The 15,324-nt window shown below is 36.4% G+C and carries 17 protein-coding genes; 8 read left to right on the forward strand and 9 right to left on the reverse strand.

All coding sequences use genetic code 11. The features are described 5' to 3' along the window. The first annotated feature begins 67 nt into the window (after window positions 1–67). Window positions 68–1,099, forward strand: coding sequence for a hypothetical protein (locus IPH52_07690; GenBank protein ID MBK7054920.1), 1,032 nt, complete (start codon window positions 68–70; stop codon window positions 1,097–1,099). A gap of 26 nt (window positions 1,100–1,125) precedes the next feature. On the opposite strand, the gene cobC is transcribed toward IPH52_07690, so the two are convergent. The 4 genes from cobC to IPH52_07710 form a co-directional block, all read right to left on the reverse strand. Continuing rightward, on the reverse strand, window positions 1,126–1,686 hold the full coding sequence (gene cobC, locus IPH52_07695; protein MBK7054921.1) for an alpha-ribazole phosphatase: 561 nt from the start codon (window positions 1,684–1,686) through the stop codon (window positions 1,126–1,128). Next, complete coding sequence (locus tag IPH52_07700; GenBank protein MBK7054922.1) at window positions 1,671–2,429, reverse strand: adenosylcobinamide-GDP ribazoletransferase; 759 nt, start codon at window positions 2,427–2,429, stop codon at window positions 1,671–1,673. The genes cobC and IPH52_07700 overlap by 16 nt, the downstream gene beginning before the upstream one ends. Then, on the reverse strand, window positions 2,426–3,442 hold the full coding sequence (gene cobT, locus IPH52_07705) for a nicotinate-nucleotide--dimethylbenzimidazole phosphoribosyltransferase (protein ID MBK7054923.1): 1,017 nt from the start codon (window positions 3,440–3,442) through the stop codon (window positions 2,426–2,428). Before cobT ends, IPH52_07700 begins: the two co-directional genes overlap by 4 nt. A 101-nt stretch (window positions 3,443–3,543) precedes the next feature. Beyond that, entirely contained in the window at window positions 3,544–4,071 is a 528-nt protein-coding gene (locus IPH52_07710; protein MBK7054924.1) for a hypothetical protein, read from the reverse strand. Window positions 4,072–4,259: 188 nt separating this feature from the next. On the opposite strand from IPH52_07710, the gene IPH52_07715 reads away from it, so the two are divergent. Together IPH52_07715 and IPH52_07720 are read left to right on the forward strand one after the other, a co-directional pair. Further along, a complete protein-coding gene (locus tag IPH52_07715) occupies window positions 4,260–6,008 on the forward strand; it encodes a hypothetical protein (protein ID MBK7054925.1) in 1,749 nt (582 codons plus the stop codon). 73 nt (window positions 6,009–6,081) lie between these two features. Then, the gene (locus IPH52_07720) at window positions 6,082–7,368 is read left to right on the forward strand and encodes a sigma-54-dependent Fis family transcriptional regulator (protein MBK7054926.1); all 1,287 of its coding nucleotides are present in this window, start codon (window positions 6,082–6,084) and stop codon (window positions 7,366–7,368) included. Window positions 7,369–7,374: 6 nt separating this feature from the next. On the opposite strand, the gene IPH52_07725 is transcribed toward IPH52_07720, so the two are convergent. Continuing rightward, the gene (locus tag IPH52_07725) at window positions 7,375–7,767 is read right to left on the reverse strand and encodes a hypothetical protein (GenBank protein MBK7054927.1); all 393 of its coding nucleotides are present in this window, start codon (window positions 7,765–7,767) and stop codon (window positions 7,375–7,377) included. 133 nt (window positions 7,768–7,900) lie between these two features. On the opposite strand from IPH52_07725, the gene IPH52_07730 reads away from it, so the two are divergent. From IPH52_07730 to IPH52_07750, 5 genes are all read left to right on the forward strand, one after another. After that, window positions 7,901–8,428 (forward strand): helix-turn-helix transcriptional regulator, encoded by a 528-nt coding sequence (locus tag IPH52_07730; protein MBK7054928.1) that lies wholly within the window; start codon window positions 7,901–7,903, stop codon window positions 8,426–8,428. Window positions 8,429–8,667: 239 nt separating this feature from the next. Next, on the forward strand, window positions 8,668–9,639 hold the full coding sequence (locus IPH52_07735) for an N-6 DNA methylase (GenBank protein MBK7054929.1): 972 nt from the start codon (window positions 8,668–8,670) through the stop codon (window positions 9,637–9,639). Next, complete coding sequence (locus IPH52_07740; GenBank protein MBK7054930.1) at window positions 9,636–10,784, forward strand: acetylglutamate kinase; 1,149 nt, start codon at window positions 9,636–9,638, stop codon at window positions 10,782–10,784. Before IPH52_07735 ends, IPH52_07740 begins: the two co-directional genes overlap by 4 nt. Then, the gene (locus tag IPH52_07745) at window positions 10,781–11,131 is read left to right on the forward strand and encodes a DUF393 domain-containing protein (protein ID MBK7054931.1); all 351 of its coding nucleotides are present in this window, start codon (window positions 10,781–10,783) and stop codon (window positions 11,129–11,131) included. The genes IPH52_07740 and IPH52_07745 overlap by 4 nt, the downstream gene beginning before the upstream one ends. Then, window positions 11,115–11,345 (forward strand): hypothetical protein, encoded by a 231-nt coding sequence (locus IPH52_07750; protein MBK7054932.1) that lies wholly within the window; start codon window positions 11,115–11,117, stop codon window positions 11,343–11,345. Before IPH52_07745 ends, IPH52_07750 begins: the two co-directional genes overlap by 17 nt. Here IPH52_07750 and IPH52_07755 read toward each other — a convergent pair. From IPH52_07755 to IPH52_07770, 4 genes are read right to left on the reverse strand one after another with little or no spacing between them, the layout of a single operon-like run. Next, the gene (locus tag IPH52_07755) at window positions 11,342–12,004 is read right to left on the reverse strand and encodes an iron-containing redox enzyme family protein (GenBank protein MBK7054933.1); all 663 of its coding nucleotides are present in this window, start codon (window positions 12,002–12,004) and stop codon (window positions 11,342–11,344) included. The two genes, IPH52_07750 and IPH52_07755, sit on opposite strands and share 4 nt — an antisense overlap. Before the next feature lie 6 nt (window positions 12,005–12,010). Then, the gene (locus IPH52_07760; GenBank protein MBK7054934.1) at window positions 12,011–12,676 is read right to left on the reverse strand and encodes an arginine-tRNA-protein transferase; all 666 of its coding nucleotides are present in this window, start codon (window positions 12,674–12,676) and stop codon (window positions 12,011–12,013) included. A gap of 12 nt (window positions 12,677–12,688) precedes the next feature. Continuing rightward, window positions 12,689–13,774, reverse strand: a complete 1,086-nt coding sequence (gene hisC / locus IPH52_07765; GenBank protein ID MBK7054935.1) for a histidinol-phosphate transaminase — start codon at window positions 13,772–13,774, stop codon at window positions 12,689–12,691. Continuing rightward, a complete protein-coding gene (locus IPH52_07770; GenBank protein ID MBK7054936.1) occupies window positions 13,771–15,276 on the reverse strand; it encodes a 2-isopropylmalate synthase in 1,506 nt (501 codons plus the stop codon). The genes hisC and IPH52_07770 overlap by 4 nt, the downstream gene beginning before the upstream one ends. Window positions 15,277–15,324 lie beyond the last annotated feature (48 nt).

Genomic DNA, 15,324 nt, shown 5'->3' on the forward strand with positions numbered 1-15,324 from the left:
AAGATTAGCCACTGAGTCAAAGAGCAATAATAAGCGAGCTTTCAGACTCAGAGGCTAAAGGTTGTCTATGCTTTCGTTTATAGAATTTCTACTAAAGCATTGTATTATATTTTGTTTAGTTTTATTTTTTTCAAACTGTAATAAGAAAACGATTCAGAAGAATGAATATGCTCAGTTATTAAATGAGCATCCAGCGACGAATTCTAAAAATTATCCAAGGCAAAGTGGTGATTGGACTTCGCGAGCGGTTAATATAGATTCGACTCGAATTAGTTTTACTAAAAGTGTAAATGAAATTGATGGGTTTACGGAAATTCCTACTGAGTCTACTTCGATGGAAGGAATGAGGACAAAGTTAGAAGCTATTTCTAAGTCGTTTCATCCCAAAGTAAAAGATTTATTTGATAAATACCTATTTGCAATCTATTTTTGTGAAAAGTTAGGTGGCACAGGCATATCGGGGTTTATCTATGACAATCAAAAGAATAAGCCTGTCGGTGGTTTTATTATCATTGATAGCTCTGTGATAAATAAGAAGGCAAATGACTGGATTACTTACAAAGAAAGATCCGCATTTCAATTAGGAGATATTTCTCTTCAAATCCAAATCGAAAACGAAACAGAGAATACGATTGATAATGCGCTTCGTTATATTTTACTTCATGAGATGGGTCATATCATTTCGAATACTCTCGGCATCAGTCCCGATTTACGAATGGCTACACCGGATTACAAAGAGTATCCGTTCTTTAACGAAATATGGATTTCCGAGAAGGAAAGCAATTATGATACAAAGACATTTCCATTTCGCTCTAAGGTAAAATTTTACTCTTCCGATTCTTCTGCTTTAAAATTGGATTTAGTCTGGGATCAAGTTTATCCAATCTTAAATAAAACTAGATTTACAACTTTATACGCGGCAACGAATGCACTCGATGACTTTGCAGAAGCATTTGTGTCCTATATCCATTGCATTCTAGACAATCGTCCCTGGGAGCTAACGCTTTCCAAACAGGGAAAGGTAATCTATAAAATGAAAAATAGAATTCATGAATTGGAAAGAGAGCAAGAATTTCTGCGCAGAAATGTGTTTAAGTAAGTTCTCCTAGCTTTTTAAGTTTCGTTTTATCTATTTATATACTCTACTGTCAGAAATTCTCCGGAGAGAATAACCTTACTTGCACTGCCATAGTCCACTTTAATTCGAAAAGAATTTTCTAAAGGCATTCCAAGAATATGCGCTAGCAAGGCTCGAATGACACCACCGTGGGTAATTAGTATTAGGCTATCCTTTTTATTTGTAATCTCTTGCCAGAAGGAGACTGCTCTTGTATAAAGCTCGAAATAAGATTCGCCATCGGGAGTGCGATTGTTTACGAAATCAAGATGCCATGCGTCAAATGCTTGTTTGCCAATGCTATCCCAGGTATTTAATTCCCAGTCTCCGAAGTTTAATTCTTTTAATCTTGGGTCTAGTCTGATTTCTTTACAGTTTAGTTCTTCACTTAGAAATTTACAGCGAGTAAGCGGACTTGAGTAGCAGACTAAATTTTCTAAATTAGGAATCTTTGATTTAACTACTTCTGCTTCCCTTAAAAAACTTTCTGCAAGACCTATATCTGAATTCCCATAACAAGTATTTTCAGCAATAGAGACTTTGGTATGACGAACTAAATAAATTTCCATTGTAAAAATAAATAGATTCCTAAGTAAAAAACAATTTCACTTACCTGTTGAGAGGCACCGAGGCAATCTCCCGTATACCCGCCGATATGCTTTTTGAAGTAGTAAGATAGATACGAGCGCGTCATAAGCAAAGGAATTAGAATCAGTAGAATGAATACTTTCTTAAAAAGAAGTAGGGGAAGAAGCCCGAAAATACTCGCTACAATGAGTGAGCCTAAAGGGAGTGCAGTAGAAAGAGGCTTTGCTTTTCCTTCTTCTTTTACATATACCATAGAATATAAAAGGCTAATCGAGATAAGCCGGCTGATGGCGTGTCCGCTTACAATTGCAATTGGTATCATCATCGGATTAATTTCAGAAAGGAGTAAAAATTTTAAAATCAGTAAGAGGATAATACCGATTGCCCCGAAGGCTCCTATTCTAGAATCCTTCATGATTTCTAAAATTCTTTCTTTTGTGTATCCTCCACCAAATCCATCACAGGCATCAGCAAATCCATCTTCATGAAAGGCTCCCGTGATCCAAATAGAAGCAATCATGGAAAGTAAAACGGCAACTTTTAGGGGAAGGATTATACTAGAGAACATGAATACTGTTGCGCTTAAGGTGCCTACTAGAATACCAACTAGCGGAAAATAGCGAGAAGACGCATTCAGTTTCTCCTGAGAATAATCCAGTGTAGGAACAGGTAGCCGAGTAAAAAACATCAAGGCTGTAAAAAATAGTTCTAATTCTCTTCTCATTTGCTTGTAACTCCCGCCTCATCGAACGAAGCCATGTCATTTAAAAACTTCACAGAAGCGGCAACTATCGGATAGCAAATAGCAGCCCCTGTTCCTTCTCCCAATCGCATTCCTAAGTTTAATATCGGTTTGCCCCCGACATTACCTAGAATCATTTCGTGTGCTTTCTCTCCTGATAAATGACTATAAATACAATAATTCGTAACTTCTCTAGAGAAACTTTTAGCAAAAAGTAAAGCAGTCGTTACAATAAACCCATCAATTAAAATAACCATTTTATTTTCTGCTGCTTGTAAGAGCGCACCTACGATCATAGCAATTTCAAAGCCACCATAGGTTTGTAAAATGGAAAAAGAATCTGTTGTTGGATGAATCGAGCTTGCTTTTTTTAAGATTTCTTTTTTCTTGAGTAGCTGATCTTCATTAGCCCCTGTTCCTTTTCCTACACAATTTTCAAGAGGAAGACTTAGCAGTTTGCTAATGAGTAGAGCGGATACTCCTGTGTTGCCGATTCCCATTTCTCCAAAACCAATGCAATTGCATCCATGTTCAAAGATTTGGTCTACGATTGAGGCACCGTGTTCAATTGCTTTCTCGCATTCTTCTTTTGACATGGCAGGCTCTTTTAGAATATTCTTCGTTCCAAATCCAATTTTGGCATGAATTAGATTCTCTGCTCCTTCAAAATCATAGTTTACTCCTGCATCTACAACTTTTAATTCAAGATTATTGGCACTACAAAAAGCGTTAATAGCCGCACCTCCTCGCAAAAAATTCGTCACCATCTGGTGTGTTACTTCTTGCGGATAAGGGCTAATGCCTTCCTTTGCGAGTCCATGGTCTCCTGCAAAGACAACAATCGTTGGTCGCTTTAATTTAGGAGTAATTGTCTCCTGGATGAGACCGATTTGCATTGCAATCTCTTCTAGTTTTCCGAGAGATCCCGGTGGTTTTGTTTTTGTATCAATTTCTTTTTTAAGTGCGGGCAGAATATTTGTAGATGGTTTTGTAATCGTAAATTTTTTTAGCAAAATAATTTCCTAAGTTTAAATATAAGAAATAGTAATTTCTACTTGTGAATATTGTCATCCCCAAAATTATCTTTTTGCAAAACTTATCTTTGTGTTATTCTTTCGCTAAGTCCAATTTTACCACCTGTGTAGAATCCATAGAGAATGCATTCACAGGTTTCCCACATATCATCGGGATCACTTACTCCTTTAGTGTTGAGAGGCGTGCAGTCGTAAGTGCCGGCATGATCGATCTTGTCATTTAGAAGAGCGATCTCCGTTAGAATTTCTTTTTCTTTTGCGGTGGACAAATTAGCATTACCCTCTCTTGCACTATCTAACATTCCACGAAATAATTTTTGTTTTCCATTGAACAGAGAATTGTTCTTGCAACTGCTTTCTTTTGTAATTTTTACTTTCTTCATTGCGATAAAACTTGCCCGATCTCTTTGTTTGATGTAAAAGAATTCCTGTGTGTCATTTGCGCAAAGAGAATTGGTTCGAAGCTTCAAGGGAGAGTAATACCATACATAATCGAATTTCCAGATTTGTCCTTTGGTGGGTGCAGTAATTTTTTCGCAAGGATCCGGAAGTAAATGAAGAAGAATCGCAGTCGCCAAATAAAAAATCATAATATTTCCCTTCCTGTCCTAGTGGCAATTATTGTTTTGCTTTATATCAACTTGGATTTATTTTTGCATATAGAATGAAATTTACAAGGAAAATATCTCTTTTCTTCGCTTTCGCAGCGAGTTTACTTTTTTACTGCAAGCCTATGAATTTTGAACATACAAAGTTTCTGCAAGGTGAATATGGATTTATGCAACTAGAAAGTATCAATGACAGAACACCCGAGCGCTGCGAAGAGTTTCCTTTGAAAATAAAAATTCCGGCGGCTGTTTCTCAGTATCCGGAGTATAAGCGGTTTACGAATTTCGCCTATTGCATTCCTTTTCAGGTAAAACTAAGCGAGAACGTAGATTGGGGAATCTTTCTTGGATTTGTGGATAACAAGCATAGAATTTTTCTAAATGGAAAATTAATTTCTTCTACTGAATTAAAGGAAAAGCGCGGTTATTCGCTATTCTATGAGAGTCCGATTCTATTGCCCATTTACGAACATGGGCTACAAGAAGACAATGTATTAATTGTGAAAGCTAGTAAGTTTAATCCTGATGCAGAGGACGGAGGAGGAATCTATGCAGGCATACTTAAACTCGATGATTTCGAGAGGATTCGAACACAGAATCAAATCTCAAAGGCTTACGGACTTAGTAAAAACGTTCTTTTCCTTTCTACTTCTCTTTTATTTTTTATTCTATATCTATCTAGAACGGCTAATCGGGAGTATCTCTGGTTTGCAGTTTTTTTAGTTGGAATTACTATTTATGAATTTTGTCGTTTAGAGTTAAAGCAAGACTTAGGCGTAAATTTAATTATCCTGAAATACATTGAATATCTAATGCTTTGCTTTTTGCTTCCTATCTTTTCCTTTTTTTTGTTTGCAATTCTTTATAAAGGCAAATATCATTTTGTCCCTTTAAGCATTCTCGCAGGTGGTGCTGTATTCTTTGGTTTATTTATATTTGCCAGAGATATTTATCAGGTCGAGATAATTAATACTAAATATCATGTTCCGTATTTACTTTTTTCTTGCATTGTTTTATTTATTTTCACTGCTCGCGAATTATTTAAAAAAAATCAAAGAGCACTGCCTGTCTTTATAAGTAGCTTCATTCCTTTCTTGCTAACTTTTTTTGATCTATTGAATAAAAAATACCAAATCCTTCCTGCATTTGCAAACATTCAAGTCAGCGGAGATTCTATATTGATCCTGGTGACAATGATGACATTTTATGTGTCTTATGGGTATTATTCGCTACAAAAGAAATTAGACAATACAATGCACAAGGAAGAAACTCTTCGTAAGACCTTCCAGTTGTATGTTCCACCACGAGACATTGAAAAGATACTTAGTAATTTCAATGCGAATGAAGAGCTATTAAACTTAGGAGAGTTAGAAGAAAAAATAATTCTATTTTGTGACATTCGAAATTTTACAGACCTCTCCGAAAAGTTAAATCCAAACCAAACTGTAAATTTTCTAAACTCTTATTTCAAAACATTCAACAGAATCATCATTGAAAACGGGGGAGTCATTGATAAGCTCATAGGAGATTGTATCATGGCGCGCTTTGATGCGAGTAAAGAATTTGATGCGATCAATTGTGCGCTTGATATGATAAGTGCTCTCGTTCCTTACAATCGGGCTCGTAGAAAAATGGCGACAGGACAAGTCTCTCATGGAATTGGTCTTGCATCTGGCAAGGTTATTGTCGGGAATATTGGTTCGATAAACAAAATGGATTATACTGTCATCGGCGATACTGTTAATATTGCTTCTCGGTTGGAGAGTCTAACGAAATTCTACCAAGTATCAATCCTCGTTACAGAGCGGATTCAGTTGAAATTGCAGAACAAGATTCTGTTTCGGGAAATAGATACAATTCAAATCAAAGGTAAAAGGAAAATCACAAAAATTTTCGAGCCCCTCGGAATAAAAAATTGAGCTGGGAATTAATTTCAAAACTAATTGAATAAAGTATTTGCCTTATAATCCGTAAAAGTTTTTAAAGAATATTATGAAAGTCCGAAGTCCTAGAGTTCTTGTTGTAGATGATGATAAATATTTGTTAGAAGTTTTTAAAATTTCACTGGAAGTTTTAGATTTTGAAATTGATGCTATTTCTGATTCTGGAAAAGCATTAGCCCTTGTTTCCGAAAAAGACTATGATTTAGTCTTTTTAGATTTAAAAATGCAACCAATTGATGGGATGCAGATTCTAAAAGAAATAAAAAAACTAAAACCGGATACAACGGTTATTATCATTTCTGGAAATAGTGGACTCGATGATGCATTGAAAGCCGTCGATCTTGGAGCCTATCATATTTTACAGAAGCCTGTGCAAATTAAAGAGCTTCAATTTTTTGCAAAGAAAGCCTGGGAGTATCACGCGATTAAATCCGAGCTGAGAGAATTAAAAGAGGCGGCCTTTTCTACTAAGAAAGGAAACTTTATCTCTCAGAATTCTAATATTACCAACAGCGTAGACACTGCCCTAAAAATGGCGGAAAGCAATATCAATATTTTAATTCGTGGAGAAAGTGGAACAGGCAAGAAGTTAATAGCCGAACTTGTGCATCAAAAAAGTTCTCGTGCCAACAAACCGCTTGTTGTGGTTAATTGCAATGTGCCGGAAAATCTTCTCGAGCAAGAATTATTTGGTCTTAGTGAAGAAGCACAAAGTTCGATTAGTGGCAAATTGGACGAAGCCCACGGTGGAACTCTTGTTCTCGATGAAATCGGAGAATTATCGCATGCCATTCAGTCTAGACTATTAGCTGCGATTCAAAGCAATGAAAATAAATTAGACATTCGGTTTATTTCTACTACTAAAATCAATATCGAAGAGACTCTCAAAGAAAAATTATTCCGTGATGATTTGTTTAATCGTTTAAATGAAGTCACGATAAAACTAATTCCATTGCGAGAAAGACCGGATGACATCGAATTGTTGTTCTCTCATTTCATTCATCGTTTCCAAAAAGGAAAAGAGATGAGACTTTCTGGCGATGCCTTCCATTTACTAAAATTATACCGCTGGCCCGGCAATGTTCTTGAGTTCAAGAACGTTATACACAGAGCCGCACTTTTAACAAAGACAGATGTGATTGAACCTATTCATTTGCCAGACGAAATTCAATTTAGAAATCGCAAAGATGATATGGATTTAATAACTTTAGAAGAAGTGGAACTCATTCATATTAAGAAAGTTCTCAATCGAACAACGGACTATAAAGTGGCAGCAAAGATTTTAGGAATCGATGCTGCAACTCTTTGGAGAAAGAGAAAGAAGTATAAGATTTAGTAGTCATTAAAAATTTCCAAGAATTTCATGGCTACTTCCGCCACTTCCGCCACCGCTACTTCCACCACTGGAGGAACTACCTCCTCCACTAGAAGAGCTGCTGCTACCGCTACTGCGGCTACTACTACCACTACTTCGACTACTACTAGAGCGACTCGAGCTAGAACTTTTAGAGGAGGATGTGCCACCGCCGCAACCGGATTTACAGTCATGGGAATACATTTCACAAATTAAAAGATTGCTAGTATTGGGAAGTGAGTTATCGCTTGTTCCAAGTAAACAAAGGTTAGTCTTCTCTTTACAACTTTGTCTACACGATGCACTACTTGTGGTATTGGAACAATCAGCCAGACTTACAATGAATAAAAAACTAAGTAAAAAAACAATTTGCGTTTTCATATCAAACTCCTCTATAATTTAATTGTAGCAATTAAACTTAGCTTTGTATATAGGTAATATAGGAAACGGAGGGAACTACCTACGAGGTATAATTTTCTCCATTTCAATGAGACAAAAATGGGGGAAATCACTTATGAAATTCTTACTGCAACAAGAAAAGCGCTTTTATTTCTTTGCGTTTTTTGTCTTGTTTATGACGTTTTGGATTTTGGAGGATATTCTTTCTCTTTACTTGAATGCACATTGGCTGCATTACTCCCAAACTTATTTTACATTCATGGAAACTCTCATTGCAATTTTTTCTGTCCTAGGAATTTATTTTTTATTCCAAGAATTAAAAGACAATAAACACAATATTGATTCAGCAAAAGAAGTAATTGAAAGTTTAAAATCAAAGAATCAAAAATTAAATGATCTAAGTCTTAGCTTTTGGAATTCAATAGAAAGTCAATTCAAAGCATGGAATCTCACCAAAGCAGAAAAAGACATTGCCATTTTACTTCTTCGTGGCTTGTCCAATCAACAGATTGCTGCCATTCGGGGAAAGAGTCTCAAGACCGTAGAAAATCAAGCGTTTGCTATCTACCAGAAGTCCGGCACTACCGGCAAATTGGAGTTTATCGCTTTTTTTATTTCTCCTCTACTTCCTGAAGAGGATTAGATGGAAATGTTTTTGACCCATAACGATTCTTACAAAACATAGATATAATTTTTCAATGAGAGGCGCATATCAATTCATCCAATAAAACAATTTTTAATCCCGAAGTCCTAGAATATCATGCATCCTGTGCGGAAGGACTACACGAATTTCTAGAAGATGAAATCAAAAATGCTGGATTAAAAATAACATCAGCCAATCGCGGCGGCGTTTTCTTCAGAGGAAAAAAATCTGCCATCCAAATGCTTTTACTCACTACACGATTTTCTTCGCGCGTGTCGTTTAGTATTTCTCAATTAACCGTAGTTGACGCAGAAGATTTATATGACCAGGCAGTTCGTTTACCCTGGGAAGAAATCATTGCACCCGGTCTCAGCTTTAAAATTGATTCCAATACAAAAGATAGCCTGAAAGATTCACGTTATGCGCTATACAAATTGAAGGATGCGATTAAAGATAGACTGAGAGAAAAAAGAGGGGAAGAAATTGAAATTGATAGAGACGAGCCGGATATAGTTTTGCATCTCAGATCCAATCGAGATTTTGTAAACATCGAACTGTCTCTTAGCTCACAACCTTTAAATAAACGCGGTTATAGAATGGAATTTTTAGATGCACCCATTCGGGAGAATATGGCGCAGGCACTCATTCATTTTTCCGGTTGGACAAAAGATGAAATTCTAATTGATCCTATGTGTGGCTCTGGCACAATCCTAATTGAAGCAGCACTTCTTCTAAAAAGAAAATACATCAACGAAAATCTAATGAACCAATCTGCGGTTTATAGAATGTTATACGATGTATATGTTAGTCCGACACAAGAGCAGAAGAGCGGCGAATGCAGATTATTCGGTTATGATATTAACCCGAAAGCAGTTCAAATTGCGCGGGACAATGCACAGAGAGCTGGCGTTGATAAATTAATCCAATTTGAAAAGTCAGATGTTTTAAATATATCTAACACAGGCAATTGGAAGTCCGGTCATATAGTGATGAATCCTCCTTATGGGGAGAGACTTGGAACAAAGGAAGACTTAAAGATTCTTTATGGAAAAATTTCTTCTAAGTTTAAGCAAGAATTTTCAGGATTCAGGTTTACCGTGATCAGTGGCGATAAATCCCTGTTAGGCTTTTTCAAATTAAAGGAAGATAAAGGTATGAATGTGGCAATCGCAAAGATGAAAGGTAAATTCGTATCTTATGATTTAAAATGAAACGATCTACCGACCAATTACAAAAGTTTTTTGAAATGACAGGAAATGAAGCGGATAGCTTGATTTTCTTGAAGAGTTTTCGTTCCATTGACTCAGAAAAATTTCTATTGATCTATGTGGATTCGGAAGTAGTAATGGAATCATTCTCTACCTTTTATTATGATCTCAAGATGCTTCATTCTCTTGGGCTATACCCTGTAATCCTCATGAGTCAGGATTCGATTTCGTATATTGATCTTTTTTTTAAAGGAGTTTTTGATTCCAGTAAGGATTCACAAAAAGCAGATGAACTAAGATGCGATTTACTTCCGTTATCCGATAGTGGTGTTGACGAAATAAAAACATCAATTGACAAAAAACATATTCCCTTTGCAGTCTTGGATTCAGAAGAAAATGTTTTCGAAGCAGTATCTGAAATCACAAAGCATTTACTGACTACAAAATTTCTAATTGTTTCCTCTAAGGGCGGATTTAGAAATAAAAATTCTAACGAAAAAATTTCTATTATAAATATTAGAAGTGACTACCAGTCTTTATGTGAGGAAAATTGCCTTTCCTCAGAAAGCCTATTCCTATTAGAGCAGTTGAAGAATATTTTAGAAAATAAAATTACTCACTTCATGAACATTGCAATTACATCTCCAATCACAATGCTTCGGGAATTATTCACAGTAAAAGGAAGTGGAACGTTTATCAAACTGGGTAGTGAAATCAAGCATATCACTGATATAGATTCAGTGGATAAGATAAAGTTGGCGCATCTACTCGACGCCGCTTTTCGAAAAAAAATTGATCCGAAGTTTCTAGACTCAAGAATTGATTCTTTATTTTTAGAAGTAGATTACAGGGGAGCGGCAATTCTAAAGCAAACCGAATATGGATTTCTACTTTCTAAATTTGCAGTCGATGAGATTGCGCGTGGAGAAGGGATTGGTCGAGATATTTGGAATGAAATGAAAAAGCAGCACAGAACTATTTTTTGGAGAGCCAAAACCGAAAACCAAATCAATAAATGGTATGCGAAAGAATGTCAGGGAATGGACAAGGGCAAAGACTGGTATATATATTGGATAAACTTAGAGATTGAGAAAATTCCCTCTGTATGTCGTTATCTACGCTCACAGGCTCAGGATTTCCTTGTATGAAAGTTTTTTTATACGATGGGAATTGTTCTTTTTGTTCAAATCTAGCAAGGCGGTTACAGGCAATTTGTCTTTCAAAGGAGATTGAATTTCTTTCTTTTAGAAATATATCATCGAGTCAATTGAGTAAAATTCATCCAACGCTCACGGAGGAAGTCATGGCGGCTAACGTTCAATTCATTTATAATGGACTTCGTTATCCGGGATTCTTTGCAGTGCGTAAGCTGTCTTTTTATTTGAAATTCTATCGATATTTTTTTTGGATTCTCTATTTACCTCTTATCCCGATAATTGGGATTCTTGTAATGAATTACTTAAAACTCAGGACTGGACATGGAACTAAAGGATGAAATTCTACTAGCACTCAGCAAGTCTGCATCTCTGCCCGAACTTAAGTCAATCTTAGTTTGCTTTAAGGACAATGGCGGAACAAGAGAGGATGCTCATTTGAATTTGTATGAACTTTTACAAGAGGCTTCAACGGAAATAGAAGATAAAATATTACGCGAACTAATTGATTTTACAATTGGCTATTCTGGAAAAATTCCTACTATTTGGGATTAGAGTTTACCGACTAGCTCTAAGCCCTCGTAAAATTGAAGTCGTGCATCAAGAGCTTTTCTATTTCCTTCTTTTACATGCTCTATCTTTTGCGGAGTATCACAAATATCCTCAATGAGCTTGAATAATTCAGCACTGTGCGATTCATCGGCTTCTAAATTCACTTCAAAGAAAAATGCCTTTGGTAGTTTTTCTTTCTCGCTTAGTTTTTGATAGGATTCATACATTTGTCCATATTCAAGCTTAAGCAAATACTCATTAGCCGGTCCGAGCGCTCCTAGAGCGGAGTAGATATTTGAATTAGTAACCTGTTTCATATCTTCTAAGTATTTTTGAGTATGAGATAGAATTTTTAAATCGGATTCGGGGATTCCAATTTCGTTTAAAAATTTGGTTAAAACCATTACATGGGATTTGCTTGCTTCGCCTTCACCGAGTTCTTCCCAGATATTATGGACTAATAGAATTTTTGCCTTTATATTATTTGTGAGGCTTGCTGTCCATAAAAACCAATTCACAAAATCTACTGATACAAAGTATTCCTGACTTAGCCAGAGACAAAGGTCTTCTTTGGATAAATGCGTTTTTCTATCAACGAGCCATTTTGTTTTTAATACAGGATGATTTTCTACTTCTAGTTTCAGTTTTTTTGTTAAACTCATAGTTTTTTATTCCTCGATCGCTTCTTCGATATTTAGCGGAAGCCAATTTCCATTCCAATCAAAATATTCCATTGGATAAAATTTTTTTTTGTAATCATAGAAGGAAGATTCTCTGTAAGCATAGCCGGGATATAGATAATCCATTCCTCTATCAATAGAATATTGAATTTCTAAGAGTAGTGTATAAATACCTAGCCTTCGTTTTGCGTAATCGGGGTGAAACATTGCGTAGACGCTAGAGGAGGCTTTCTCTCCTAAATCTAGAAAACTTACCGCAGCAAGGGAGTCTCTAACGAATACACAGATTTCTTTTAGCTCACAGGGCTTTGTGGCAGTGTCTTCAGGAGATAGAAAGTTGAAAAGCGATTCGGGTCTATTCTTTGTAAACCGCTCTGCATGAATAGTGAAAAGCTTTTCCTTTTCCTCATCAATAAAACAATCGCGGATAATCACCGTTGTATCCGAATTCTTTCGAATTGTTTTTTTTTGACTTTTGGATAACCTGAGAGAATTCAGATTTATTCTCAAAGGAAGAACTTCTGTATACTCTCCATTTAAAAGCCCAATGCTGTAACGAAAAAAATAAGTTCCAAAATGTCTAAATCCAGCTTTCCATAAGAGATCCATAGAGTCTGGATTCACTTTTTCAAATTGGTATTCATCATAAATCATTACTAAAGTGGGTTACTTACTTGCGATTGCTTTTTTTATTTTGGAAAGTAGAATTTTATTTTCTTCTTCTGTGCCGATAGTTATACGAACATAGTCTTTGCAGAATGCGTCTTTGAAATAGCGAATATAGACTTCTTCTTTTTTTAAATAAAGAAAAATTTCTTCGGCAGAAATCAAAGCAGGTGGTTTCACAAATAAAAAATTAGTCTGGCTGTCCAAAACTTTAAATCCAAGCTTACCCAGATTAGCCGCAAGTTTTTTTCGAGAGGCGATTATATTTTTAACGGTTTTTTGTAAGTAAGCCTGGTCTTTCAGGGCAGCAATTGCAACTTCTTGTTCGAGCATCCCTAGATTATAAGAATCTTTAATCTTCATTAACTCTACAATGTTTTCAGGACTACTTACTAAGTATCCCAGCCTGAGTCCTGCAAGTCCATAAGACTTAGAAAGAGTTCTTGACACGACCAGGTTGTTTAAGGTCTTTACTTCCGAAATTAGACTCGTGCCTTTGGGCGCAAAATCAATGTAAGCCTCATCACACAAAACCATTCCGTCAAATTTCTTGATTAGATTGATTATATCTGTCTTTGATTCTTGAATACTAGTTGGCGCGTTTGGATTTGCAAAAGCTAATAGTCTTGCTTTTGGATTCATCGATTTTTGCAATTTAGAAAAATCAAAATGAAAATCATCTTTTAATTGAACTTGCTCAACCTTTGCTCCATTTAGTTGAAGACTAGTCAAAACAGGATAAAGAGAATAGGTCGGGTAGGGCATAATAGCGATATTCCCCTCACCGAGCGTCGCTCTAAATAGAATGGCTAATCCTTCGTCGTAACCATTTGTAACTAATATATGTGATTCAGGAATCTTGTGGAGCTTCGCAATTTCTCGAATCACGCCTTCTGAAATAGGATTAGAATATCTACGCAGAAGTCCTTTCGACAAAATACTAGTAACCGCTTTTTTTACCGCGGGACTAGGGGGGTAGGGATTTTCATTTGTATTTAGCTTTACAATTTTTCCTATACTCTTTGGTTGTTCACCGGGAGTATAGGGCGCAAGGGTATAAAGCTTTTCTTGAAAGTATTTTTTCAAAGTCGGTTTAGCGCATCTATAAAAGATAAAGCCGATGCCTCGATTATATCAGTAGAGCCACCTTTTCCAACAACTCTCTTACCGTTCAAATTCAATGTTACAGATGCTTCGGCTAATGCGTCTTTGCCTTCTGTAACAGGAGAAATTACAAGTCTGGAAAGTTCTGGCTCCATTTTGGTTGCTTTTTCAATAGCTTTAAATACTGCGTCTACAGGTCCATCTCCCGTAGCAGATTCTTCTATAATTACGTCATTTACTCTTAACTTAATGGTTGCAGTCGGAACCGTTTTAGAGCCAGTAGATATATGGAAATATTCTAGAATGAATCGGCTAATGCCTGTTTTGCGGTGTTGGTCTGTAAATAAAGAAATAATGTCTTCATCGAAGATTTCTTTTTTCTTATCAGCAATTTCTAAAAATTTTGTGTAGGCTAATTCTAATTCGTCTTGCTTTGGCTGAAATCCTAAACGAATAATTCTATCTTTAAAACCAGCGCGACCAGAATGTCTACCTAAAACCATGCGATTTGATTCTAAGCCGATGGACTGAGGAGTCATGATTTCGTAAGTCTCACGATTTTTAATCACACCGTCCTGGTGAATTCCTGACTCGTGAGCAAACGCGTTTGCTCCTACAACTGCTTTGTTCGGTTGAACAGTCATGCCTGTAATATTTTTTACTAAATAGGAAGCTTTGAAAATTTGGGTTGTATCAATTCTTGTCGTGATTCCGTAGAAATCTTTTCTTGTTCTAAGAGCCATAACTACTTCTTCCATCGCAGTGTTACCTGCTCTTTCTCCAATTCCATTGATTGTGCATTCGACCTGACGCACACCATTGACGATAGCTGATAGAGAATTTGCAGTAGCAAGCCCCAAGTCATTATGACAGTGCGCAGAAAAAACAATCTTATCCGCACCGCGCACATTTTTAATCAAAAAGTTAAATAGTTCTCCATATTTTTCAGGTGTGGTATAACCGACAGTATCCGGAACATTAATAGTAGTAGCACCTGCTTCGATTACACCTTCACAGATTTCTCTCAGAAATTCCCAATCAGAGCGAGTTCCATCTTCCGGGGAAAATTCTACATCGTCTACAAAATCACGTGCCATTTTCACTGCTTCAATTGCCAGTTTTAACACTTCGGAAGGAGTTTTACCCAGCTTGTGTTTCATATGAATGGGAGATGTTGCGAGGAAGGTGTGAATTCTTTTGCGCTTTGCCGGCTTAAGAGCATTAGCCGCAGATTCTATGTCAACACGTAACGATCGTGCGAGACCTGTGATAATCGGACCTTCAATCTCGCGTGCAATTCTTTCTACTGCTTTGAATTGAACAGGAGAGGAAACAGGAAATCCTGCCTCAATGACATCTACATTCATTTTTGCGAGATGGCGTGCGATTTCTATTTTTTCATTTTCATTCATAGCAGCACCGGGGCACTGCTCTCCATCGCGAAGTGTGGTATCGAAAATTCGAACGTAGTCTTGATCAGTCATGTATAACCTCTTAAAGTAGAGATTTCCTAAAAAGCTTAGGTGTAAATA

The organism is Leptospiraceae bacterium (assembly GCA_016708435.1).
Taxonomy (GTDB): Bacteria; Spirochaetota; Leptospiria; order Leptospirales; family Leptospiraceae; genus UBA2033.

Coding starts and splice junctions, on each gene's coding strand:
- IPH52_07690 (MBK7054920.1), top strand. CDS start 68: ATGCTTTCGTTTATAGAATTTCTACTAAAGCATTGTATTATATTTTGT.
- cobC (MBK7054921.1), bottom strand. CDS start 1,686: ATGGAAATTTATTTAGTTCGTCATACCAAAGTCTCTATTGCTGAAAAT.
- IPH52_07700 (MBK7054922.1), bottom strand. CDS start 2,429: ATGAGAAGAGAATTAGAACTATTTTTTACAGCCTTGATGTTTTTTACT.
- IPH52_07710 (MBK7054924.1), bottom strand. CDS start 4,071: ATGATTTTTTATTTGGCGACTGCGATTCTTCTTCATTTACTTCCGGAT.
- IPH52_07715 (MBK7054925.1), top strand. CDS start 4,260: ATGCAACTAGAAAGTATCAATGACAGAACACCCGAGCGCTGCGAAGAG.
- IPH52_07720 (MBK7054926.1), top strand. CDS start 6,082: ATGAAAGTCCGAAGTCCTAGAGTTCTTGTTGTAGATGATGATAAATAT.
- IPH52_07725 (MBK7054927.1), bottom strand. CDS start 7,767: ATGAAAACGCAAATTGTTTTTTTACTTAGTTTTTTATTCATTGTAAGT.
- IPH52_07730 (MBK7054928.1), top strand. CDS start 7,901: ATGAAATTCTTACTGCAACAAGAAAAGCGCTTTTATTTCTTTGCGTTT.
- IPH52_07735 (MBK7054929.1), top strand. CDS start 8,668: ATGCTTTTACTCACTACACGATTTTCTTCGCGCGTGTCGTTTAGTATT.
- IPH52_07740 (MBK7054930.1), top strand. CDS start 9,636: ATGAAACGATCTACCGACCAATTACAAAAGTTTTTTGAAATGACAGGA.
- IPH52_07745 (MBK7054931.1), top strand. CDS start 10,781: ATGAAAGTTTTTTTATACGATGGGAATTGTTCTTTTTGTTCAAATCTA.
- IPH52_07750 (MBK7054932.1), top strand. CDS start 11,115: ATGGAACTAAAGGATGAAATTCTACTAGCACTCAGCAAGTCTGCATCT.
- IPH52_07755 (MBK7054933.1), bottom strand. CDS start 12,004: ATGAGTTTAACAAAAAAACTGAAACTAGAAGTAGAAAATCATCCTGTA.
- IPH52_07760 (MBK7054934.1), bottom strand. CDS start 12,676: ATGATTTATGATGAATACCAATTTGAAAAAGTGAATCCAGACTCTATG.
- IPH52_07770 (MBK7054936.1), bottom strand. CDS start 15,276: ATGACTGATCAAGACTACGTTCGAATTTTCGATACCACACTTCGCGAT.